This window comes from Prevotella sp. HCN-7019, from assembly GCF_037890215.1.
In the GTDB taxonomy this organism is placed as follows: Bacteria; Bacteroidota; Bacteroidia; order Bacteroidales; family Bacteroidaceae; genus Prevotella.
This window is the reverse complement of the sequence record NZ_JBBKBO010000002.1, coordinates 475417-498981: the sequence shown is the minus strand read 5'-3', so window position 1 is coordinate 498981 and position 23565 is coordinate 475417. Positions and strand designations below refer to the sequence as shown.

General features: G+C 50.5%; 16 protein-coding genes. 14 read left to right on the top strand and 2 right to left on the bottom strand.

The annotated features are described in order from the left end of the window. The first annotated feature begins 54 nt into the window (after positions 1-54). The gene (locus tag WKT13_RS04985; protein WP_340323079.1) at positions 55-2322 is read left to right on the top strand and encodes a glycoside hydrolase family 31 protein; all 2268 of its coding nucleotides are present in this window, start codon (positions 55-57) and stop codon (positions 2320-2322) included. Positions 2323-2463: 141 nt separating this feature from the next. Continuing rightward, a complete protein-coding gene (locus tag WKT13_RS04980) occupies positions 2464-3192 on the top strand; it encodes a SusF/SusE family outer membrane protein (protein ID WP_340323078.1) in 729 nt (242 codons plus the stop codon). Between the two features lie 209 nt (positions 3193-3401). On the opposite strand, the gene WKT13_RS04975 is transcribed toward WKT13_RS04980, so the two are convergent. Together WKT13_RS04975 and WKT13_RS04970 are read right to left on the bottom strand one after the other, a co-directional pair. Then, positions 3402-4184: an ABC transporter ATP-binding protein gene (locus WKT13_RS04975; protein ID WP_298618143.1), complete on the bottom strand. Its 783-nt coding sequence runs from the start codon at positions 4182-4184 to the stop codon at positions 3402-3404. 70 nt (positions 4185-4254) lie between these two features. After that, the gene (locus tag WKT13_RS04970) at positions 4255-5001 is read right to left on the bottom strand and encodes an MlaE family ABC transporter permease (RefSeq protein WP_298618144.1); all 747 of its coding nucleotides are present in this window, start codon (positions 4999-5001) and stop codon (positions 4255-4257) included. A 779-nt stretch (positions 5002-5780) separates the two neighbouring features. On the opposite strand from WKT13_RS04970, the gene lptB reads away from it, so the two are divergent. From lptB to WKT13_RS04910, 12 genes are all read left to right on the top strand, one after another. Then, positions 5781-6614 (top strand): LPS export ABC transporter ATP-binding protein, encoded by an 834-nt coding sequence (gene lptB / locus WKT13_RS04965; RefSeq protein ID WP_298618145.1) that lies wholly within the window; start codon positions 5781-5783, stop codon positions 6612-6614. Positions 6615-6629: 15 nt separating this feature from the next. Then, complete coding sequence (gene yfcE, locus WKT13_RS04960) at positions 6630-7169, top strand: phosphodiesterase (RefSeq protein ID WP_340323077.1); 540 nt, start codon at positions 6630-6632, stop codon at positions 7167-7169. Between the two features lie 226 nt (positions 7170-7395). Then, the gene (gene tig, locus WKT13_RS04955; RefSeq protein ID WP_340323076.1) at positions 7396-8754 is read left to right on the top strand and encodes a trigger factor; all 1359 of its coding nucleotides are present in this window, start codon (positions 7396-7398) and stop codon (positions 8752-8754) included. A 153-nt stretch (positions 8755-8907) separates the two neighbouring features. After that, a complete protein-coding gene (gene clpP / locus WKT13_RS04950) occupies positions 8908-9585 on the top strand; it encodes an ATP-dependent Clp endopeptidase proteolytic subunit ClpP (protein ID WP_298618148.1) in 678 nt (225 codons plus the stop codon). 86 nt (positions 9586-9671) lie between these two features. Then, the gene (clpX, locus tag WKT13_RS04945; RefSeq protein WP_298618149.1) at positions 9672-10913 is read left to right on the top strand and encodes an ATP-dependent Clp protease ATP-binding subunit ClpX; all 1242 of its coding nucleotides are present in this window, start codon (positions 9672-9674) and stop codon (positions 10911-10913) included. Between the two features lie 81 nt (positions 10914-10994). After that, positions 10995-13172: a DNA helicase RecQ gene (gene recQ, locus WKT13_RS04940; RefSeq protein WP_298618150.1), complete on the top strand. Its 2178-nt coding sequence runs from the start codon at positions 10995-10997 to the stop codon at positions 13170-13172. A gap of 836 nt (positions 13173-14008) precedes the next feature. Next, positions 14009-15487 carry an IMP dehydrogenase gene (gene guaB, locus WKT13_RS04935; protein WP_340323075.1) on the top strand — a complete coding sequence of 493 codons (1479 nt, stop codon included), beginning with the start codon at positions 14009-14011 and terminating at the stop codon, positions 15485-15487. Positions 15488-15530: 43 nt separating this feature from the next. After that, positions 15531-16952 carry a peptidylprolyl isomerase gene (locus tag WKT13_RS04930; RefSeq protein WP_340323074.1) on the top strand — a complete coding sequence of 474 codons (1422 nt, stop codon included), beginning with the start codon at positions 15531-15533 and terminating at the stop codon, positions 16950-16952. Between the two features lie 38 nt (positions 16953-16990). Continuing rightward, positions 16991-18421 (top strand): peptidylprolyl isomerase, encoded by a 1431-nt coding sequence (locus WKT13_RS04925; RefSeq protein ID WP_298618153.1) that lies wholly within the window; start codon positions 16991-16993, stop codon positions 18419-18421. Further along, positions 18418-20103 (top strand): OstA-like protein, encoded by a 1686-nt coding sequence (locus tag WKT13_RS04920; RefSeq protein WP_340323073.1) that lies wholly within the window; start codon positions 18418-18420, stop codon positions 20101-20103. The genes WKT13_RS04925 and WKT13_RS04920 overlap by 4 nt, the downstream gene beginning before the upstream one ends. Before the next feature lie 288 nt (positions 20104-20391). Beyond that, on the top strand, positions 20392-22221 hold the full coding sequence (gene mutL / locus WKT13_RS04915) for a DNA mismatch repair endonuclease MutL (protein WP_340323072.1): 1830 nt from the start codon (positions 20392-20394) through the stop codon (positions 22219-22221). A 172-nt stretch (positions 22222-22393) separates the two neighbouring features. After that, positions 22394-23521 carry an OmpA family protein gene (locus WKT13_RS04910; RefSeq protein WP_340323071.1) on the top strand — a complete coding sequence of 376 codons (1128 nt, stop codon included), beginning with the start codon at positions 22394-22396 and terminating at the stop codon, positions 23519-23521. Positions 23522-23565: the final 44 nt, after the last annotated feature.

Genomic DNA, 23565 nt, shown 5'->3' with positions numbered 1-23565 from the left:
GGATTTCAAAAAAACGGAAACACTATACATTATATATAATAAAATAAGGTTAATATGAAAAAGATTTTATTGTTACTGTCTTTTGCATGCCTGGCTCTGATGGCAAAGGCGCAGGAAGACTATGAGCCGAAGGCTGATCCTAAGGCTGTGGTAGTCTCTGGCAGCGCGCGCTTCACGGTGCTCACGCCGCAAATGATACGTATCCAGTACAGCAAGGACAAGAAATTCGAAGACCGCGCCACATTTGCGGTTGTTAACCGTCGTCTGCCGGTGCCGGCGTTCAAGACACGCGAAGACGACAACTACTTGTATATCAGTACGAGCGATCTCGAACTGAAATATCGCAAGAATGCAGAAATAAATGCTGCTGACAAGAATCCTGATGTGCTTTCCATTACGTTCACACTCAATGGCAGGGAAGTGCTGTGGTATCCGGGAAAGGACGACGCGCTCAACCTTAAGGGCACGACACGAACACTCGACGGATGCATAGGAGACTCAAAGCGTCCTGAACTCGAGAACGGATTGCTCTCGCGTGCAGGATGGGCCATCATTGACGAGTCGTATTCGGCACGAAGGGGTGACGGCAGCCGCACATTCGCATTCGACAATAACGTGAACGGTATGTCATGGGTAGCACCGCTCGCAGACAAGACAGCTATCGACTGGTACTTCCTCGGCTACGGCCATCAATATAAAAAAGCACTGTACGATTATACGCTTATCGGTGGAAAACAGCCGATGCCGCCGCTCTTCGTGCTTGGCTACTGGTACAGCAAATACCAGCGTTACTCACAGCAGGACTTTGTAGATATTGTCACAGATATAAAGAACAACAAGATTCCTATCGACGTGATGATTCTTGACATGGACTGGCACACTGAGGGATGGACCGGATGGACATGGAACAAAGAGCTTATCCCGGATCCGCAGGGACTTCTCAAATGGATGCACGAACAGGGCCTGAAAGTGTCGATGAACCTTCATCCGGCCGACGGAGTGGACAGCGACGAGGAGAACTTCAGCCTGCTTGCGAAGGACATGGGCCTGGATCCGGCAACCACAAAGGTTGTTCCATGGCAGCTCGAGGACTCCGTATTCTATAAGAACATGTTCAAGGACATCCTGCACCACAGAGAGAAGGATGGTGTGGACTTCTGGTGGCTCGACTGGCAGCAGAACCTCACCAACCCGCGTATGGACGGACTGAGCGAGACATTCTGGTGCAACCACGTGTTCTACAACGACATGAAGGCCACTCATCCGGACCGTCGTCCGCTGATATTCCACCGTTGGGGTGGACTCGGAAGCCACCGTTATCCTATCGGTTTCTCCGGCGACTCGTTCTCCACATTCCCGACACTCGCCTTCCAGCCTTACTTCACAGCCACTGCTGCAAACGTGGGCTTCGGCTACTGGGGACATGATCTTGGCGGCCACCAGCACGGCAACAACGATCCGGAACTTTATCTGAGATGGATGCAGTATGGTGTGTTCTCTCCGCTGTTCAGAACTCATGCTACAAACGATCCGAAGATTGAGATGCGCATCTGGAAATATCCTAACTTCCCGGATCTGCTCCAGACTGTGAAACTCAGATACGAACTCATGCCTTACATATACACCGCCGCACGCGAGTCATATGATACAGGTGTCGCAATATGCCGCCCGCTGTATTATGACTATCCTGAAGTGAACAACGCCTACCGTTATGAGGACGAATACATGTTCGGCGACGAGATTCTCGTTGCGCCTGTTCTGACAGTCGGAAAGAATGGAAAAACAGAAAGAAAGATCTGGCTGCCGGAAGGAAAATGGTTCGACGTATGCCGCAACAAGATTGTGGAAGGCGACAGAGAGTTTGTGGATTACTACAAGCAGACCGAAATTCCTTATTTCTATAAGGCCGGAAGCATCATCGTGAACTACGAGAACGTGATGAACCTCAACAACCGTCCTGACTGCATCGTGCTGAAGGTTGTGCCCGGCGCTGACGGTTCTTCAACACTTTACGAGGATGAGAACAACACCGAAGGCTACAAGTCGGGATTGTTCACCAACACCAGATTCGAGCAGAAACGTACCGCAGGAAGCGTCACTCTGACCATCAACGCACGCGAAGGTTCGTTCCCGGGAATGCCGGAGAAACGCAACTACACCGTGAAACTGCTTGCAGAGAACGCTCCTACAGCGGTAAGCCTTGACGGCAAGAAGCTCAGTAGCACAGACTGGAGCTACGACAAGGCCACACGCACTGTGAAGATAAATCTCGCCAACATACCATGTGGCAAGAAAACGGTGGTAAAGGTGAACGTGAAATAATAAATCCGGAGACAGTGCCGGACGCAATGTGCCGGCCTGCGCTCCATGTCTGAACCGCCTCGTGCGGAATGGTCCGCACGGCGGCAGAGGACATGAATCCGGAAAAGAATCAATGGTTCGTAAAACAAAAAACAGAAAGAAATGAGAAATATCAGTATTATATTCATATTGTCAATACTGTTCGGATATACAGTCAAGGCGCAGACTTACCAGAATCTGTGGATAACAGGAAGCGCCGTTCCAGAAGGAACACGTCAGCTGCAGAAGACTCCCGACGGTGAGTTCAGATTTGCCGGCACACTCAAGGACGGCGAACTGAAGATAATGACCACCGAGAAGGCTGGCGCCGACACCAAGTATATCGCACCTAAATATGAAGATTCGTACATTGTGAATAAAGGCATCGAAGCCGAACTTACGTCTGATGCCGGCAAGGCTTCATGGGTGGTGCCGTTCGCAGAAGACCGCTACCGCTTCTACGTAAGCAGCGACTGCAAGAAACTTACAGGCGAGCTGTTTGTGCCTTGGGAAGAGGCTTACGTGGGCGGTGGTGCCACTGATGCAGGCTGGGATGCCTTCAAGGTGGAGCTGATGACACAAAGTCCCGACAACGAAATGGTATGGACATGGACCGGCGAGCTGAAAACCCATCAGAACATCGAGGAGCCTTCAAGCTTCAAGATTATGGGATTGAGAAACTGGGGCCAGAAAGAGATTCACCCGTTTGTACAGGGTGAGGCCCCGCTCGGTACAAAACTCGTAAGAACAAACGGCGATGATACCAAATGGACAATAACTAAGGACGGAACATACCGCATCACAGTGGATGTGTTCAACGAAACATTCAAAGCAGAACTGATCTCTCAATAACAATAATAAGAATGCCGTCGGTCTGGAGCGATCCTGCATTTTGACGCATGAAGAATATTGCAGGACGCGTCCGGACGACGACATACACAAAGATATTCAATAGTCTGAAAACCAGAGAAACACCGGGTCCGCCATTGGTTGTGTTAACTGATGGCGGATATTTTTATGTTGTTTTCTCCGGGATATAAAAATAAATCAAGTCTGTCTTGTCAGTTGTTTTTGCGGGCAGCGGCTTTCTCCATCTCCACTTTCTTCACTTTCTTGAAAAGCTCTGAGGCGAACACGAGGTCGTTCAGCTTTTCGTTGGTGGATGTCATGACGTCATCCTTGGTGCCCTGCCATTCCTTGTTACCCTGATATATGAATATGATGTTCTCGCCGATACCCATCACCGAGTTCATATCGTGCGTGTTGATGATGGTCGTGATGTTGAAGTCCTTGGTGATGTCGCTCAGCAGAGAGTCTATCACGAGAGACGTGCGCGGGTCGAGTCCTGAGTTAGGTTCGTCGCAGAACAGATACTTCGGGTTGAGCACAATGGCGCGGGCTATGGCCACACGCTTCTGCATACCGCCCGATATCTCGCCCGGAAACTTGTTCTGTGCGTCGCCGAGGTTCACTCGGTCGAGACATTCCTGTGCGCGTTTCACACGTTCGCGGTAGTTCATCGACGAGAACATGTCGAGCGGGAACATCACGTTCTCCAGCACGTTGAGCGAGTCGAAGAGTGCGGCGCTCTGGAATATCATGCCCATCTCGCGGCGCATGTTCACGCGTTCCTCCTTGCTCAGTCCCACAAAGTCGCGTCCGTCGTACAGCACCCGGCCGCTTGTGGGTGTGAGCAGTCCCACCAGATTTTTCATCAGCACGGTCTTTCCGCTTCCGCTCTGACCTATGATGAGGTTTGTCTTTCCGTCCTCAAAGACCGCATTTATGTCCTTCAACACTTCCTTGCCGTCGAACGATTTATATAAATGTTGTATTTCAATCATCTTTTTCTTCGTGATAAATTTGTTGTATTCTGGTCTTTCCTTTTCCGTCAGCTCTCTGCGAAGCCTTTGCTCAGGAGAGCAGCTGGGTGAGGAATACGTCGGAGAACAGTATGAGAACACTTGAGCTCACCACCGCGTCGGTGCTGGCTTTTCCCACTTCAACCGAACCTCCCTCCACGGTGTAACCGAAGTATGAGGATACGCTTGCTATGATGAACGCAAAGAAAAGACTTTTTATGATACTCATCCATACGAACCATGAGTTGAACGAATGTTGCAGTCCGAGCGTCAGGTCGTCTGGTGGAAGTATGTGGCCTATGTACGCCGTGCCGTAAGCTCCGAGTATACCGGTGGCCGAAGAGAATATCACCAGAAACGGCATGATGGTCACCAGACCGAGGATTTTCGGCAGAATGAGATAGTTGGCAGAGTTCACACCCATTATCTCGAGCGCGTCTATCTGTTGTGTCACGCGCATGGTGCCCAGCTCCGACGCTATGTTCGAACCCACTTTACCGGCAAGGATGAGACACATGATGGACGAGGAGAACTCGAGCAACAGAATCTCACGTGTGGTGTAACCCGACACCCACCGCGGCATCCACGGGCTCTGGATGTTGAGTTTCATCTGAATGCAGATGACGGCTCCGATAAAGAACGAGATGAGCAATACAATGCCGATGGAGTTGACTCCCAGCGACGACATTTCCTTGATGTATTGCTTGAGAAACATGCGCATGCGTTCCGGACGTGCGAACGAGCGCCCCATAAGCAACAGATAGCGTCCGAGGGTATTTAAATATTTTGTAATCAACATATTCTGCTTTTTTGATATGTCTATGAATGTACGGGTGCAAAAGTAGTAATAAAAGATTAAAAACTACCAAAAGCGTTGAAGTTTTATGTTTATTTCAGATTGGTGCGCCCGCGGTCTTTATTTGGTGCGGCCGTGACGGCGGGGTGGGGATTATGCTCCGGCCGACATATAAAAAATCGGAAAAAGCGATGTCCTATTGTTAAATTTTCATCGTGCCGGTCGCTCAAAATTCGCGTCGTGGCGAGCGGACGCTCCCTCTGCTCCGAATTTTGCGAAAATGAGAAGTTTGTATAAATCGTTGATATACATATGCTTACGGTATGTGTCGCTCCACACTTGTCTTTCCGGTCTTGCGAAAGAGCCTGTTTCGCACTCCGGAATAGTCCATTTCGGAGGGTGATATGGTCTTGATTGAGCTGTTGTTTGGTCTGTTTTGCAGTGCAACGAAGGCTCTTTTGCGCTACGGACTGTCTGCCGTCGTCCTGCCATATGTGCGGAACGGGCTCTTCGGCATGGCCGGAGGGCGCGGTGTCTCGCTGGAATGAGAAAAATGAAATGTTAAATCCAATTCTTTAAAAGTGAACATATGTTAATGAAAATTTGCATCCGTCGCCGCGACGTTGAGGATGAATGTCGCCCGTGGCCCGTCCTTGCAGGCTTGCGCATGCGGCCGGCGGTCGGCGTATGGATGCTGTGACGCCTGTTTGTAAAAAAGCATAAAACATGGTTTGCACGGAAAGATAAAAACATTTAACTTTGTAACCGATATAATCATTGATATGAACGAAACAGACAACAAGGCCGGTGCGGCCTCTACGCACAGCATGGTGCTGCGCACCGAAGGACTCGTGAAGCGCTATGGCAAGCGCACCGTTGTTAACGATGTGTCGATAAACGTGAAGCAGGGCGAGATTGTCGGACTGCTCGGACCTAACGGAGCGGGCAAGACAACGTCGTTCTATATGACCACGGGACTCATTGTCCCGAACGCCGGACACATCTATCTCGACGATCAGGAAATAACCGATTATCCTGTCTATAAGCGTGCGCGTGCCGGAGTGGGATACCTGCCGCAGGAGGCAAGCGTGTTCCGCAAGATGAGTGTCGAGGACAACATACTCTCCGTTCTCGAGATGACCGGACTCTCACGGGCCGAACAGCTGGACAAGCTCGAAAGCCTTATCAGTGAGTTCCGACTCAACAAGGTGCGCAAGAACAAGGGCGACCAGCTCTCCGGAGGCGAGCGCCGCCGTACGGAGATAGCGCGCTGTCTGGCCATCGATCCTAAGTTCATCATGCTCGACGAGCCTTTTGCCGGTGTCGACCCGATTGCCGTTGAGGACATACAGCACATTGTCTGGCGTCTGAAATACCGCAACATCGGTATTCTCATCACCGACCACAACGTGCACGAGACGCTCAACATCACCGACCGCGCCTACCTTCTCTTCGAAGGTAAGATTCTGTTCCAGGGGGCGCCCGAGGAACTTGCTGCCAACAAGGTGGTGCGCGAGAAGTATCTCAGCAACAGCTTCGAGCTCAAGAAGAAAAACTTCCAGCTCATAGACGAGGAGCGGCGCGCAAGGGAGAACGCAATGGCCGATAATAAATAACAAAGCTACGGACAGATGAAATACATGTTCCTGTCGGACATCCACGGCTCTATCGGCCGTCTGGAACGCGCTCTCGACTTCTACGCTGCCGAGCATTGCGACATGCTTCTGCTGCTTGGCGACATCATAAACTACGGTCCGCGCAACCGCATACCGGACGATATAAACCCTGCGGCAGTCGCTGCAAGGCTCAATGCAATGAGTTCTGACATCGTGGCTGTGAGGGGCAACTGCGACTCGGAGGTCGATCAGATGCTCCTGAAGTTTCCCATCATGGCCGACTATGCCGTGGTGGTTGACGGCCGTCGCCGCATATTCATCACCCACGGTCACATCTACAACGAGGGCAATATGCCCGTGTGCCGCCACGACGTGTTTGTTTATGGTCACACACATCTGTGGAAACTTGAGCGCCACGACGGATGCGTGGTGTGCAACACCGGCTCGGTCACCTTCCCGAAGGAAGACCGCGAACCCACTTTCGCACTCTACGACGATGGCGTGATGACCATCCGCCGGCTCGACGGAAGCGTTGTCTCGCAGCTCACAATCTGAATTTTTTCTGTACCCGCCGGCCCGTCGACCCATGCGTCACGGGTCGTTATGCCGCGCATGGCGATGTCGCCGGCATGCCGTGCGGCCTCTTCCGCATACCGCTTTCATAAGTGGTAAAAAAACAAAATTTTCATTCTTATGTTAGGTTATTACACTAATAATGAGTAATTTTGCACTTTCGGAATGAAAATAAACAATAAACGAATATAAGAAAATCAAATCAGAAATGAACATTTTATTTGAGAATCCCGACAAAGTGAATGGTCTCATGACCATCACCGTTGAAGAAGCCGATTTCAAAGACAATGTAGAAAAGACTTTGAAAGACTATCGTAAGAAAGCGAACTTCCCAGGCTTCCGCCCCGGAATGGTGCCGATGGGCCTTATTAAGAAGCAGTTCGGCGCATCTGTAAAGATGGACGCCCTTAACAAGTTCGTGGGAGAAGCCATTTACACGTATATAAAGGACAACAAGATACAGATGCTCGGCGAGCCTCTTCCTTCTGAAAAGCAGGAACCGGTAGATATCGAAAAGGACGGTCCTTATACTTTCATGTTCGACATCGCCGTTGCTCCTGAGTTCAAGATCGAGCTCAATGGAGACACAAAGATTGCTTACTACAACATCGAGGCTGACGACAAACTCATCGACCAGCAGGTTGATATGTTCGCAAGCCAGATGGGAAGCTATGAGAAGGCTGACTGCTACGACGGCGAACAGCGCGACATGCTGAAGGGTGATCTGCGCGAGCTCGACGCTGAAGGCAACACTAAGGAAGGCGGTATAACAGTGGAAGGTGCTGTTATGATGCCTGAATATATAAAGGTGGAAGACCAGAAGAAACTCTTCGACAACGCAAAACCGGGCGACATCATCGCCTTCAACCCGCGCAAGGCTTATCCGGAGAACGACGCAGAAGTGTCAAGCCTGCTCAAGATCGACCGTGAGGCTGCCAAGACAATGGAGTCAGACTTCAGCTATCAGGTTATTGAAATAAGCCGCTTCAAGAAGGCTGAGGTAAATCAGGAAATGTTCGATCAGGTGTTCGGCAAGGACACAGTGAAGAGCGTAGAGGAATTCCGTGGCAAGATTGCTGAAGGACTCAAACCGCAGCTCCAGGCCAACAGCGACTACAAGTTCCTCATCGACGTACGCAAGTATGCTGAGGATACAGTGGGCGAACTCACATTCCCGGACGCTCTCCTCAAGCGTGTTATGCTCCTTAACAACAAGGATAAGGGCGAGGAATACGTTGAGAAGAACTACGACGAGAGCATCAAGCAGCTCAAGTGGCACCTTATCAAGGAACAGCTCGTTGCTGCCAACAACATCAAGGTTGAGGATGCTGACGTCAAGGCTGCTGCCAAAGAGGCTGCACGCATGCAGTTCGCACAGTATGGCATGAACAACGTTCCTGAGGAATATCTCGAGAACTATGCTGACGAAATGCTGAAGAAGCGCGACAACGCAGCCAACTTCGTTGACAATGCAGTTGAGAAGAAACTTGTTGAAGCATTGAAGGGTGTTGTGGCACTCGATGAGAAGACTGTTACTCTCGACGAATTCAACGAGTTGATGAAATAAATAAATTTGAAAAAAAACTTCTTTTTTAAGAGGTTATCGACTTTTTTTTCTATCTTTGTGTAAGATAATTTGCAGAAAAGAGTCGATAACCTCTTTTTCTGTATATTTATTAATCAGTTTTTTTGAATATAATAAATATATTATTGTCATAGTATGAACGATTTTAGAAAGTATGCCACAGGTCATCTTGGTATAAACGGTCTGGCTTTCGACGAAGTGGTGAGAGCACAGTCCGGATATCTCAATCCTTATATTCTTGAAGAAAGACAGCTCAACGTGACACAGCTCGACGTCTTCTCACGCCTGATGGCCGACCGCATCATTTTCCTCGGAACAGAAATCAACGATTATACAGCCAACGTGCTCCAGGCACAGCTTCTTTATCTCGACTCTGTGGATAGCTCGATGGATATCAATATTTACATCAACTCTCCCGGCGGCAGTGTGACTGCAGGTCTGGGCATATACGACACCATGCAGTTTGTCGAGAGCGATGTAGCTACGATGTGTACCGGCATGGCGGCGTCTATGGCGGCCGTGCTTCTCGTGGCAGGTCAGGAGGGAAAGCGCACTGCGCTCACCCACAGCCGCGTCATGATACACCAGCCTCTCGGCGGTGTGCAGGGACAGGCTTCTGATATCGAGATCGAGGCACGCGAGATACAGAAGTTCAAGAAAGAACTTTACACCATCATCTCCGAACACTCGCACACTCCGTTTGAGAAGGTATGGCAGGACAGCGACCGCAACTACTGGATGACGGCAGCCGAAGCCAAGGAGTACGGCATGATTGACGCGGTGATGAAACGTAAGGGTGCGGCCGACAAATAATCGGCACACGCGTGTCATGTGGCCGCCGTGCCGCAGACCGTGAATATAAAAAATAAGAAACATCTCTAAAGACATAAAGACATAGAATGCCAAAAAAAGTATGCAGCTTCTGTGGAAGAAGCGAGAAGGATGTCAAACTGCTGATAACAGGCCTCGACGGTTTCATCTGTGAGGATTGCGCCGTATCGGCCTATCAGATTGTGGAGTCTACCGGACTTCTCGGCAAGAACGGCTCCGCTGCCGACACCGGCGAAAAGTTCAAGATAAAGAAAGTACCGAAGCCGAAGGAGATAAAGGATTTTCTCGACCAGTACATTATCGGTCAGGACGCGGCCAAACGCTATCTTTCGGTTGCCGTATATAACCACTACAAACGTCTGCAACAGCCTAAGGACGACGGCGGTGTGGAAATAGAGAAGAGCAACATCATAATGGTGGGCAGCACCGGAACGGGCAAGACTCTCATGGCCCGCACCATAGCAAAGCTGCTCGATGTGCCTTTCACCATCGTCGATGCTACTGTCTTTACAGAGGCCGGCTATGTGGGCGAGGACGTGGAAAGCATCCTGAGCCGTCTGCTCCAGGTGGCCGATTATGATCTGGCCGCTGCCGAGCGTGGCATTGTCTTCATCGACGAGATAGACAAGATAGCCCGCAAGAGCGACAACCCGAGCATCACGCGCGACGTGAGCGGCGAGGGAGTGCAGCAGGGACTGCTCAAGCTTCTTGAGGGAACTATGGTCAACGTGCCGCCGAAGGGTGGTCGCAAACATCCCGACCAGGACTACATACATGTTGACACGCACAACATCCTTTTCATCTGTGGGGGAGCGTTCGACGGCATCGAGCGCAAGATTGCACAGCGTATGAACACCGGAGTGGTGGGATTCAACACCGTGCGCAACGCTCACAAGATAGATAAGGAGAACATAATGAAATACATTCTTCCGCAAGACCTCAAGTCGTTCGGACTCATACCTGAGATCATCGGCCGTCTGCCGGTACTCACATATCTTGATCCGCTCGACCGTGCGGCCCTCCGCCGCATACTCGTTGAACCGAAGAACTCCATCGTGAAGCAGTATTGCAAGCTGTTCGAAATGGACGGCATAAAGCTCGACTTCACCGAGGAGGCGCTCGATTTCATCGTCGACAAGGCTGTGGAATACAAATTGGGTGCGCGCGGACTGCGTTCTATCGTGGAGTCGGTTATGACCGATGCCATGTTCGAAGTGCCGTCCAAGCACATCAATACGTTTGAAGTGACTCTTGATTATGCCAAGAGTCAGCTTGACAAATCGCATCTGCGCGGACCGGTTGTAGCCTGAACCGGTTCCTGACGCATGATGACCATCTGTTGCTTTAAAGTCTGCTCTGCAGCTTTCTACCTTTCATTCTAAATAAACTCTATGACATCTAAAGCTAATCTTAACGAAGAACTGAAACGCTATTTCGGTTTTGACAAGTTTAAGGGCGATCAGGAAGCCATCATACGCAATCTGCTCGACGGCAACGACACGTTTGTGCTCATGCCCACGGGTGGCGGTAAGAGTTTGTGCTATCAGCTGCCGTCACTCATAATGGAAGGTACGGCCATTGTCGTATCACCGCTCATCGCACTTATGAAAAACCAGGTGGATGTGATCAACGGGCTGAGTGAGGAAAGCGGAGTGGCTCATTATCTGAATTCGTCGCTCAACAAGGCGGCGATACAGCAGGTGATGGACGATGTGCACAGCGGAAAGACCAAGCTGCTGTATGTGGCTCCGGAGTCGTTGAACAAGGAGGACAATCTCGAATTCTTCAAGTCAATAAAGATATCGTTCTACGCCATAGACGAAGCTCACTGTATATCAGAATGGGGACATGATTTCCGCCCCGAATACCGCAACATACGTCCGACAATAGCAAAGATAGGCGCGGCGCCGGTCATAGCTCTTACGGCCACGGCCACCGACAAGGTGAGAACCGACATCAAGAAAAGCCTCGGCATAGTGAACGCCCGCGAATTCAAAAGCTCCTTCAACCGTCCCAACCTCTATTATGAAGTGAGACAGAAGACAAAGGACATCGACAAACAGATAATAAAATTCATCAAGCATAATGCCGGAAAGAGCGGCATTGTCTATTGCATATCGCGCAAGAAGGTGGAAGAACTCGCTGCGGTGCTTCAGGCCAACGAGATAAAGGCTGCGCCGTATCATGCTGGTCTCGACTCTGCCACGCGCTCGCAGACACAGGACGACTTCCTCATGGAGCGCATAGACGTCATTGTCGCCACCATAGCTTTCGGCATGGGCATCGACAAACCAGACGTGCGCTTCGTTATACACTACGATATTCCGAAGAGCCTTGAGGGTTATTATCAGGAGACCGGACGCGCCGGACGCGACGGAGGCGAGGGGCTCTGCATAGCCTTCTACGCTTACCAGGACCTGCAGAAACTCGAGAAGTTCATGGAAGGCAAGCCGGTGGCCGAGCAGGACATAGGCAAACAGCTGCTTCAGGAGACGGCTGCTTATGCCGAGTCGTCGGTATGCAGGCGCAAGATGTTGCTGCATTACTTCGGCGAGGAGTACAAGCAGGACAACTGCGGCAACTGCGACAACTGTCTTCATCCCAAGGAGAAGCGCGAGGGTAAGGAAGCATTGCTCATCATACTCAAGGCCGTTGTGGCCATAAAGGAGTCGTTCCAGCAGGCCTATCTCGTCGACTTCGTGAAAGGAAGAGCCACCGACGAGATAATCTCACACAAGCATGACAGACTCGAGGAGTTTGGTTCCGGCGAGGATGAAGACCCGAAGATATGGAACCCGGTGATACGTCAGGCACTCATAGCCGGTTATCTTGACAAGGAGGTGGAGAACTACGGAGTGCTCCGCATCACATCGGAGGGCCGCAAGTTCATAAAGAACCCTACGTCGTTCATGATTGTTGAGGATACCGAGTTTAACGAGAATTACGATGATGAGGGCGGCGACCGCACCGGTGCTGCACTCGATCCGGAGCTCTATTCTATGTTGAAAGACCTGCGCAAGAAGGTGGCCAAGAAGATGGGACTGCCCGGATATGTCATTTTCCAGGATGTTTCGCTCGAACAGATGGCCACGATGTATCCCGTCACGATAGAGGAACTGCAGAACATACAGGGCGTGGGCATAGGTAAGGCAAAGCGATACGGCCGCGAGTTCTGCGACCTCATAAAGCGCCATTGCGAGGAGAACGAGATAGAACGTCCCGAAGAGCTGCGCGTGCGCACGGTGGCTAAGAAGTCAATGCTGAAGGTTAAGATAATACAGAGCATCGACCGGCAGATACCTCTCGACGACATAGCGTCGGCCCAGGGACTCGACTTTGAGGAACTACTCGACGAGATTGAGGCCATTGTTTACAGCGGTACGAAACTCAATATCGACTATTTCCTCGACGACGTGATGGATGCCGACCACATCGACGACATATACGAATACTTCCGCGAAAGCGAGACCGACGACATTGATGTGGCGCTTGAGGAGCTCGGCGACGACAGTTCAGAGAACGACATACGTCTTGTCCGCATAAAGTTCCTGTCCGAAATGGGCAACTGACGGTGTGGATAATCAGGCGTTTTTTATTATATTTCGAATAAGCATCCCGTCCGGTATGAAGCCGGGCGGGATGTTTGTTTTGTGATTGTGCGCTGCGGTGTGTGTATGTTTGCGCTTTTTTATTTTCATGCGTTGTACTCCGGTTGTTTTCAGTGTTTTCACTTGCATGTTGAATGTGTAGGGAGTTAAAAAAATAAAAAATCCGCCCCTGAATGTTAAATTTCAAGCATGAAAATCTCGCAAAATTCGCGTCACAGCGCGGTGAGAGGACTTTGTCATGAAAAATCGCAAAAATTCTGGTTTCCCTTAATGTGTTGGCATACAGCGGTTTGCGCGTCTTGCCGTTCCGTGGTTTCTTTTTCGACTTTGCGGAATGGACTCTTTCAGCCTCTGATACAGGCTGGTTCAGGTGCTGATCTGGTTCGTTTCATGCTCTGAAATATTCGTTTTCGTGATGCAAAACATGTCGTTTTGCAAGACCGGATGTTCGTGTGCGTCTTACGTTTCGTACGGAACGGGCTTGTCGGAAGGTGTCATGAGGCTTACGGTTTGCTGGAATGTGAAAAATGAAATGTTAAATGCGAATTGTGAAGTGTGAACGGATGTTAATATAGATTTGCAAAAATCACCGCGGTTTGGGTGGATGGTCGTCTGCCGTGCAATGGCTTTGCGCAGAGGCCAATCTCCGTTATGCCTTTCCCCGACAGTTGTTGCGGCGCGGAGCCGGGCTTATTTCGGATAAATAGTGTTAACGGATGAAGGAAAAGGCCGTGCGGTTATATTCTATGTGAAAAATTTATGCTAAATTTGCACGCAATAAATTTTTAAAGTATTATATGTCATCATTTGTTGCAGATAAAATTGTAATGGACGGTCTGACTTTCGATGACGTCCTTCTTATTCCGGCTTATTCAGAAGTTTTACCGAAGACGGTAGATTTGAAAACCAGTTTCTCACGTAACATACGGCTCAACGTGCCGTTTGTCACAGCAGCCATGGACACTGTCACAGAATCGGCAATGGCCATAGCCATAGCGCGTGAGGGTGGTATAGGTGTTATTCACAAGAACATGTCGATAGACGAACAGGCACGTCAGGTTGCCATCGTGAAGCGCGCCGAGAACGGAATGATATACGATCCTGTCACCATCCGCCGCGGACGCACCGTGAAGGATGCGCTCGACATCATGGCCGAGTACCACATCGGAGGTATTCCTGTTGTGGATGAGGAGAAGCATCTTGTGGGCATTGTTACGAACCGCGACCTGCGCTTCGAACGCCATCTCGACAAGCTCATCGACGAAGTGATGACAACCGAGAATCTCGTCACCACCCATCTGCAGACTGACCTCAGCGCCGCTGCACAGATACTTCAGGAAAACAAGATCGAGAAACTGCCGGTTGTGGACAAGGACAACCATCTGGTGGGACTCATCACATACAAGGACATAACAAAGGCCAAGGACAAACCTATGGCATGCAAGGACGACAAGGGACGTCTGCGCGTGGCTGCCGGTGTGGGCGTTACTGTGGATACGCTCGACCGTATGCAGGCTTTGGTTGAGGCTGGAGCCGACGCCATCGTCATCGATACAGCCCATGGCCATTCAAAATATGTAATCGAGAAACTGGTCGAGGCCAAGGCTTCGTTCCCCGGCGTGGACATCGTAGTGGGCAACGTCGCTACAGGTGCTGCCGCAAAGATGCTGGTGGACAATGGCGCCGACGCAGTGAAGGTGGGCATCGGCCCGGGCTCAATCTGCACCACACGTGTGGTTGCTGGAGTCGGAGTGCCGCAGCTCAGCGCTATATATGATGTTTACACAGCCCTGAAGGGCACAGGCGTGCCTCTCATCGCCGACGGCGGACTCCGCTATTCTGGTGATGTTGTCAAGGCTATTGCTGCCGGTGGTACAAGCGTAATGATAGGTTCGCTCGTTGCCGGAACAGAGGAGAGCCCGGGCGACACAATCATCTTCAACGGCCGTAAGTTCAAGAGCTATCGCGGTATGGGATCGCTCGAGGCAATGGAGAACGGTTCGAAAGACCGCTACTTCCAGGCTGGCACAAAGGATGTGAAGAAACTCGTGCCGGAAGGAATCGCCGGACGCGTACCTTACAAAGGCACTGTCCAGGAGGTTATCTATCAGCTCGTAGGCGGTCTGCGTTCAGGTATGGGCTACTGCGGTGCACACAGTGTTGAGGAACTGCACAACGCACGTTTCACCCGCATCACCAATGCCGGCGTACAGGAGAGCCATCCGCACGACATCATGATCACGAGCGAAGCCCCCAACTATTCGCGTCCTGAATAATCCTGAAGGACGAATGACTTTCAGAAAAAACAATAGAACAATAATGAAATTCAATATACTGATGTTTGCAATGCTTCTTTCCGGAAGCATTGCAAACGCTCAGAACGACCCGGTGATAATGACCATAAACGGACAGCCGGTAACACGTTCGGAGTTTGAATATTCCTATAACAAAAACAACTCGGAAACAGTGGTTGACAAGAAAAGCGTGGACGATTATGTCGATCTTTTCATCAACTACAAACTGAAGGTGCAGGCTGCCGTTGATGCCGGCATTGACACCACGAAGAATTTCAGATCTGAATTCCTGCTTTATCGCAACCAGCAGATACGCCCTTCGTTCATCAGCAACGACGACCTCGAGAGAGAGGCTTGGAAGGTGTATAAGGCAACGCAGGCACGCATCGACTCGACCGGCGGACTTGTGAAGCCGGCCCACATATTGATTGGACTGAGACAGAACGCACCGGCCGCCGCACAACAGAAGGCAAAGGTGCGCATCGATTCTATATACAACGCCCTGACTGCGGGCGCTGACTTTGCCGAACTGGCACGCAAGTGCTCTGACGACCGTCGTTCGGCTGTGGAGGGCGGACGCCTGCCATGGCTGCAGAAGGGTCAGACACTCAAGGAGTTTGAGGATGTGGTATATTCGCTGAAGAAGGGCGAGATGAGCAAACCGTTCCTTTCGCCGGCCGGCTATCACATCGTGCTGCTCGAGGACAAAGGCATGTTCTTCCCCTACGACTCTGTGCATGCCGACATTCTGCGCTTTGTTGACCAGCGTGGAGTGCGCGAGCGCATCATCACACAGAACATTGACTCCATCGCCAAGGCTTCGGTACCGCCCGTCACTCCCGACGAACTGCTCGACCGTAAGGCTGCCGAGATGGAGGCTGCCGACCCGAACCTGAAGAATCTCATACGCGAGTATCACGACGGACTGCTGCTCTATGAGATAAGCAACCGCACAGTCTGGGAGAAGGCTGCTTCTGATGAGAAAGGACTGGAGCGTTGTTTCAAGAAGAACAAGAAGAAATACCGTTGGGACGAACCGCGCTATAAGGGCATCGCTTATTTCGTAAAGGATGAGGCTGACATAGAGGCTGTGAAGAAAGCTGTGAAGAAAGTGGACTTCAAGAACTGGGCCGATACCTTGCGCAAGGTGTTCAACGACAGCATCATACGCGTGAAAGTGGTGAAAGGTATATTCAAGAAAGGTGAGAACGCGCTTGTGGACAAGATGGTGTTCAAGGCCGACACAGTTGTCACTCCGCCTGCCGAATATCCCATACCTGCTGTATATGGTAAGGTGCTCAAGGCGCCCAAGTCTTACGAGGACGTACGCGAACTCGTGGTGGCCGACTATCAGGAGCAGCTCGAAAAGCAGTGGGTGGCAGAGCTGAGAAGAAAATATGCCGTAACCGTCAACAAGGATGTGCTTGCCACTGTCAACAAGCACTGACACATATCTTTGCCGATATTTAAACTAAACAGAATATAATGAGAAAACTGATTAACATCTATACCGGTTTGCTGGCAGCCGTGTTTCTCACCGGCGTGAGCGTTACGGCCGGAACTGTTGCGCGCGAAGGTGCCGACAGCGACTCCGTGGCAACAGCCCAGAAGGTGGAGATACCGGAAAGCAGCATTGCCGATGAGGTGATATGGATTGTGGGCGATGAACCCATACTCAAGTCTGATGTCGAAATGATGCGCCTCCAGGGCGAGGCTGAAGGCATCAAGTGGCGCGGCAATCCCGACTGTGCCATACCTGAGCAGCTCGCTGTGCAGAAACTGTTCTTGCATCAGGCAGAACTTGACTCTATCGAGGTTTCTGAGTCAGAAGTGGCAAGAGCCATCGACGAACAGATAAACCGTTGGATTCAGGTGGCCGGCTCGCGTGAGAAACTTGAGGAATACCGCAAGTCGTCCATATCGCAGATGCGTCAGGAACTGCACGACGAGTTCAAGAACAGTCAGCTCATAAATCTTATGAAAAAGCAGCTTGTGGCCGACATTACAGTCACTCCGGCCGACGTGCGTCGCTATTTCCACGATCTGCCGGAAGACAGTCTGCCGCTCGTTCCTACTGAGGTTGAGGTGGAAATCATAACCAAGCAGCCGAAGATTGAGCAGGAAGAAATCAACCGTGTGAAGGATGATCTGCGCGCATACACAGAGCGTGTGATGAGCGGAGAGACAACTTTCGCAACGCTGGCACGTCTCTATTCTGAGGATCCGGGTACGGCACGACAGGGTGGTGAGATGGACTATGTAGGACGTGGTTATCTCGATCCGGCATTCGCCAACGTGGCTTTCAACCTTACCGACCCCAAGAAGATATCCAAGATTGTGGAGTCTGAGTTCGGATATCATATCATACAGCTCATCGATAAGCGCGGTGACAAGATAAAGGTTCGTCACATTCTGCGCAAGCCGAAGGTGTCTGACGCTGCCATTCAGGAGATGACTCACCGGCTCGACTCACTTGCCGACGAGATACGTGGTGGCAAATATACATTCGAGGAGGCTGCTACATTCGTTTCTGATGACAAGGATACACGCAACAACAACGGTGTGATGTCATACATATCTGCCGAAGGACGTACTTCACGTTTTCGCATGCAGGATCTTCCTACAGAGGTTGCCCGCGAGGTGGAGAAACTGAAGGTTGGAGAGGTTTCCAACGCCTTCGAAATGCTCAACAGCCAGGGTAAGACCGTATGTGCGCTCATCAAGCTCAAAAGCCGTACCGATGCTCACCGTGCAACAATCACCGAGGACTATCAGGTGATGAAGAATGTGGTGCTGGAGAAGGAGCGAGACAAGTTCTTGCATGACTGGGTTGTTGACAAAATAAAGAAAACATACGTCAGGATGAGCGACAGGTACAAGAACTGCGATTTCGAATACGAAGGTTGGGTCAGATGACGCATAATGACATAAAATTCCGGTTACAGGGCGGGCATAGAATCATCATGTTGTTGGTTCTATGCCTGTTTGGACTATGTCTTGTCGCTTCTTCTATTGTGCCGAAGGCTCCGCAGAAAAAGGCTGCCGACGACGAACGCGTGTATCTTGTACATGCCGATGAGCTGAAGTATGATGCCTATGGACTCAATCCGCATGCGCAGATAGCGAAAGGCAATGTGCATTTCCGTCACAAGGGAGCCAACCTGTGGTGCGACAGTGCCTATTTCTTTCAGGACAATAACGCAATGCAGGCGTTCGGACACGTGAGATTCAGACAGGGCGACACGCTCTCGCTAACGTGTGAGTATGCCGAATACGACGGCATGGAGCAGATGATGCAGGCGCGTCGCAACGTGGTGATGAAGCATCGGGGACGCACACTTTACACCGACAGCCTCAATTACGACCGCCTTTACAGCTATGCCTATTTCTTCGAGGGTGGCGAACTTGTTGACGGAAAGGACAAGCTTGTGGCCGACTGGGGTGAATACAACACTGCCACAAAGCAGGCGGCATTCTTCTATAATGTGCGTATGCTGAGCGACAAACAGGTCATAACGACCGACTCGCTCTTCTTCAATACCGAACAGTCGCTGGCTCATGTCACAGGACCTTCGCGCATCACGTCGGACGGAAGCGTCATCAATACCGAAAACGCATATCTTAATACGAAGACAGACCAGTCGCAACTGTTCGGTCGTTCGGTCATTACCGATAAGGATAAGACCATTACCGGCGACAGCCTTTATCACAACAACGAGACTGGAGTTAACGAAGGCTTCGGCAATGTGGTGTATGTCGATTCGCTCAACAAGAACGAACTGATATGCGACCGGTTGTTCTACAATGAGAAGACAGGCTATGGCTATGCCACGGAGAAAGTGCTGCTCAAGGACTTTTCGCAGAACGCCGACACTCTTTATATGCATTCCGATTCACTGAAAATATACACATATAACATCGATACCGACTCCGTTTTCCGCAAGGTGCACGGGTTCCGCAAGGTGCGCGTTTATCGCTCGGATGTCCAGGCGGTGTGTGACTCGCTGGTTTTCAATTCGGCTGATTCATGTCTGACAATGTATCATGATCCCATAGTGTGGAACGACAATCGCCAGTTGCTCGGTGAGAAGATAGAGGTTTATATGAACGACAGCACCGTGCGCCTCGCACGGGTTATCGGTCAGGCCTTGTCGGTGGAGCTGGTGGATAAGGAGAACCACTACGATCAGGTGTCGTCGCGCATCATGGACGCCTATTTTACCGACGGTGCGCTGCGTCGTCTTGTTTCAACGGGCAACGTGAAGTCTGTCTATTACATCGCCGACGACAAGGACAGCACCCTTACCAACCTCAATTACATAGAAACCGACACCATGCGTCTGTTCATGTCGGCCGAGCGGAAACTCGAGAAGATATGGGCGCCGAAGGCAGTCGGAACGATATATCCTATGACACAGATTCCGCCAGAACGCTATAAACTTCCGGAATTTGCATGGTTTGACAAGATACGTCCGCTCAATCCGGCCGATGTGTTCAACTGGCGCGGAAAGAGTGAAGACGAAAAACTCAAGGTCGTGGAACGCCAGCAGGCTCCGCTTCAGCGTCTGCGCAGTAGGGGAGGAGGCATTGCACAATGAGTTTCTTCCGTAATTTAAGGCCGCGGCGTTTCTCTCATACCTTTATATATATAGACGAAAGGCGTGAGAGATTGCGCGACATCGAGCGTCGCGCGGCGGAGGAACTGTCGGCAGAAGAACGAGGTGATGTCCGTCCGGAGAAGGAGAATGTACGGCGTTGTGCCGCTCCTCACCGCATGCGTCCGTCCGGGATGTATGCACGCCATTCTTTTTCAGAACTGGTGATGCTGCTTCTTTTTCTCATTGTATTGTTTGTTGCGTTAATCAGTGTTATCATAAATTTCTGATATGAGTGATATCATACAATTACTGCCCGATTCTGTTGCCAATCAGATTGCTGCCGGTGAGGTCATCCAGAGACCGGCAAGCGTTGTGAAGGAACTTGTGGAGAACGCCATAGATGCCGGTGCCACACATATCAACGTGCTTGTGGTTGATGCCGGACGCACGTCCATACAGGTGATAGACAACGGCAAGGGCATGTCCGAGACTGATGCACGCATGTCTTTCGAACGTCATGCCACGTCGAAGATACGCAGCGCGTCAGACCTTTTCTCGCTCCATACAATGGGTTTCCGCGGCGAGGCTCTCGCTTCTATAGCCGCCGTGGCGCATGTCGAACTGAAGACATGCAGGCCGGAAGACGAGATTGGTACGCATCTCTCTGTGTCCGGTTCGCGCTACGACAGTCAACAGCCATGCTCATGTCCCGTGGGAAGCAACTTCATGGTGGACAATCTTTTCTATAATGTTCCGGCCCGCCGCAAGTTCCTGAAATCAAACTCTACCGAGCTTAACAACATCATAACGTCTTTCGAGCGCATTGTGCTCGTCAATCCGTCAGTGTCTTTCTCGCTCCATAGCAACGGCACCGAGCTGTTTAATCTCAAACCGGGCGGACTGCGTCAGCGCATTGTCGACGTATTCGGAAAGAAGATAAACCAGAGCCTTTTGCCCGTAGATGTGGATACGACGTTGTGCAAAATCCATGGTTTCGTGGGCAAACCGGAGTCGGCACGCAAGAAAGGTGTGCATCAGTATTTCTTCGTCAATGGCCGTTATATGAAGCATCCTTACTTCCACAAGGCCGTAATGTCGGCCTTCGAACGTCTTGTGCCGGCAGGCGAACAGGTGCCTTACTTCCTTTATTTTGATGTCCCGGCAGAGAATATCGACGTTAACATACACCCTACAAAGACAGAGATAAAGTTTGACAACGAACAGGCCATATGGCAGATTCTCATCGCAGCCGTGAAGGATTGCGTGGGAATGTTCAATGATGTCACGGCAATCGACTTCGACACACAGGACCGTCCCGACATTCCTGTGTTTGAGGACGGCGGTGATCTGCCGATGCCGAAAGTGCAGTATAATCCTTCTTATAATCCGTTTGAGGATATGTCGTCGCCCGGCAAGTCAAGAGCTCCGGTCGGATGGGAACAGCTCTACGACGGACTGAAACCGTCTTACGACGATGTCGCGCCCGGACTGTTTGACGAAACACCAGATTCCGACACCGTGACTCCGGCTCCGGCGGCAGGCGAGATAGCCGAAAAGTCACCTGCACATTATCAGTACAAGGCCCGTTACATAATGACTGCGGTTAAGTCGGGGCTGATGATAATCGATCAGCACAGGGCTCATGTGCGCATACTTTACGAGAAATATCTGTCGCTTCTCCACGACAACAAGTCATTCCCGCAGAAGGTTCTGTTCCCCGAAGTGGTCCATTTCTCCGTGTCTGAAGATCTTGTCTTGCGCAGGATAATGCCACAGATGGATTCGCTCGGATTCGAACTCACCGACCTCGGAAACGGTTCGTACGCCATAAATGCAGTGCCTTCAGGTATCGACGGCCTCAATTACGTGAATCTTGTGCGCGATATGGTGGGTACAGCGTCCGAATGTCCGTCGGGCGATATAGACGAAGTAAGCAGCACTCTGGCCGCAGGCCTTGCACGCAATGCGGCGGTGGTATATGGACAGGTGTTGGGCAACGAGGAAATGGAAAGCATAATAAACGATCTTTTTGTCTGCTCCAATTTCAATTATACCCCCGATGGCAAGAAAATATTAAGCATACTTAAAGAAACTGAAATAGAACACCTGCTTTCGTGATTACTGCATTTTTATATGTAGTTTTAGTTGATTTAAGTTTTTTTTTGATGCTTAAAGCAATATTTTTTGCTAAAAAGTGTTGCTGTAAGGATTTTATTGCTAACTTTGTGCACATAACGAATGCCTTAGGCCTCCGTTAGTATGATATTTTTTATTTAATTAAATATAGGTTATGAAAAAATTATTGATTGTTTTGGCTTTTGCCGGCGTCTCTATGACAACAATGGCTCAGGACGCTGACCCTGTGCTCAAGCACAGCGTTGCTACAAACTCATTCTGGAGCAACTGGTTCATCCAGGGTGGTGCTCAGTGGTCTGCATTCTATACATCAGCAGAACACGGACAAGGTCTTTCAAAAAGCCCGTTCAAGAGCTTCCGTTCAAATCCGCAGGCTTCAATCGCCATCGGTAAATGGTTCACTCCGGGCATCGGTCTTCGTACAAAGGTTTCTGGTATCTGGGGTAAGGCTATGGACCAGAGTTTCAAGTACTGGAATGCTCAGGAGCAGGTGCTCTTCAATCTGAGCAACATGCTTTGCGGTTACAATCCTGACCGTGTATGGAACGTAGTTCCTTTCGCTGGTGCTGGATTCGCTCGTAACTGCAGCGCCAACACTTATGCAATGGCTCTGAGCGTTGGTCTTTTGAATCAGTTCTATGTAAGCCGCAAGGTTGCCATCAACCTCGAACTTGGTTGGAACCGTTACGAGAACGACTTCATGAGCTCAAATCTTGTTAACGATGGTGAGCGCGGATGGGACAGCCACGACAACAGCCTCTATGCTGAAGTTGGTCTGACTGTAAACCTCGGCAAGGGTACATGGAACAACGTACCTGATGTTGACGCTATCAAGGCTCTCTCACAGGCTCAGATCGATGCACTCAACGCACAGCTCAACGATGCTAACGCTGAGAACGCTCGCCTGAAGAAGCTGCTTGCTGAGAAGAAGAACGAAACTCCGAAGGCTGTTAAGGAATTCATCAACACTCCGGTTTCTGTATTCTTCAACATCAACAAGTATAAGATTGCTTCTAAGAAGGATCTCGTAAACGTTGAAGCTTTGGCTAAGTACGCTAAGGAGAACGGTGCAAGCCTCCTCGTTACAGGTTATGCTGATAGCGCAACTGGTAAGCCTGACTACAACCAGTGGCTGTCTGAGAAGCGTGCTGAAACTGTTGCTAACGAACTCGTTAAGATGGGTATGAGCCGTGACAACATCTCTACCGCTGCTAAGGGTGGTGTAAACGATCTGTCACCGATCTCTTACAACCGTCGTGCAACTGTTCAGGTTAAGGACTAATAATCGCTTGACAAATATAAAAAAAGAGACGTGCCGAAAGCGCG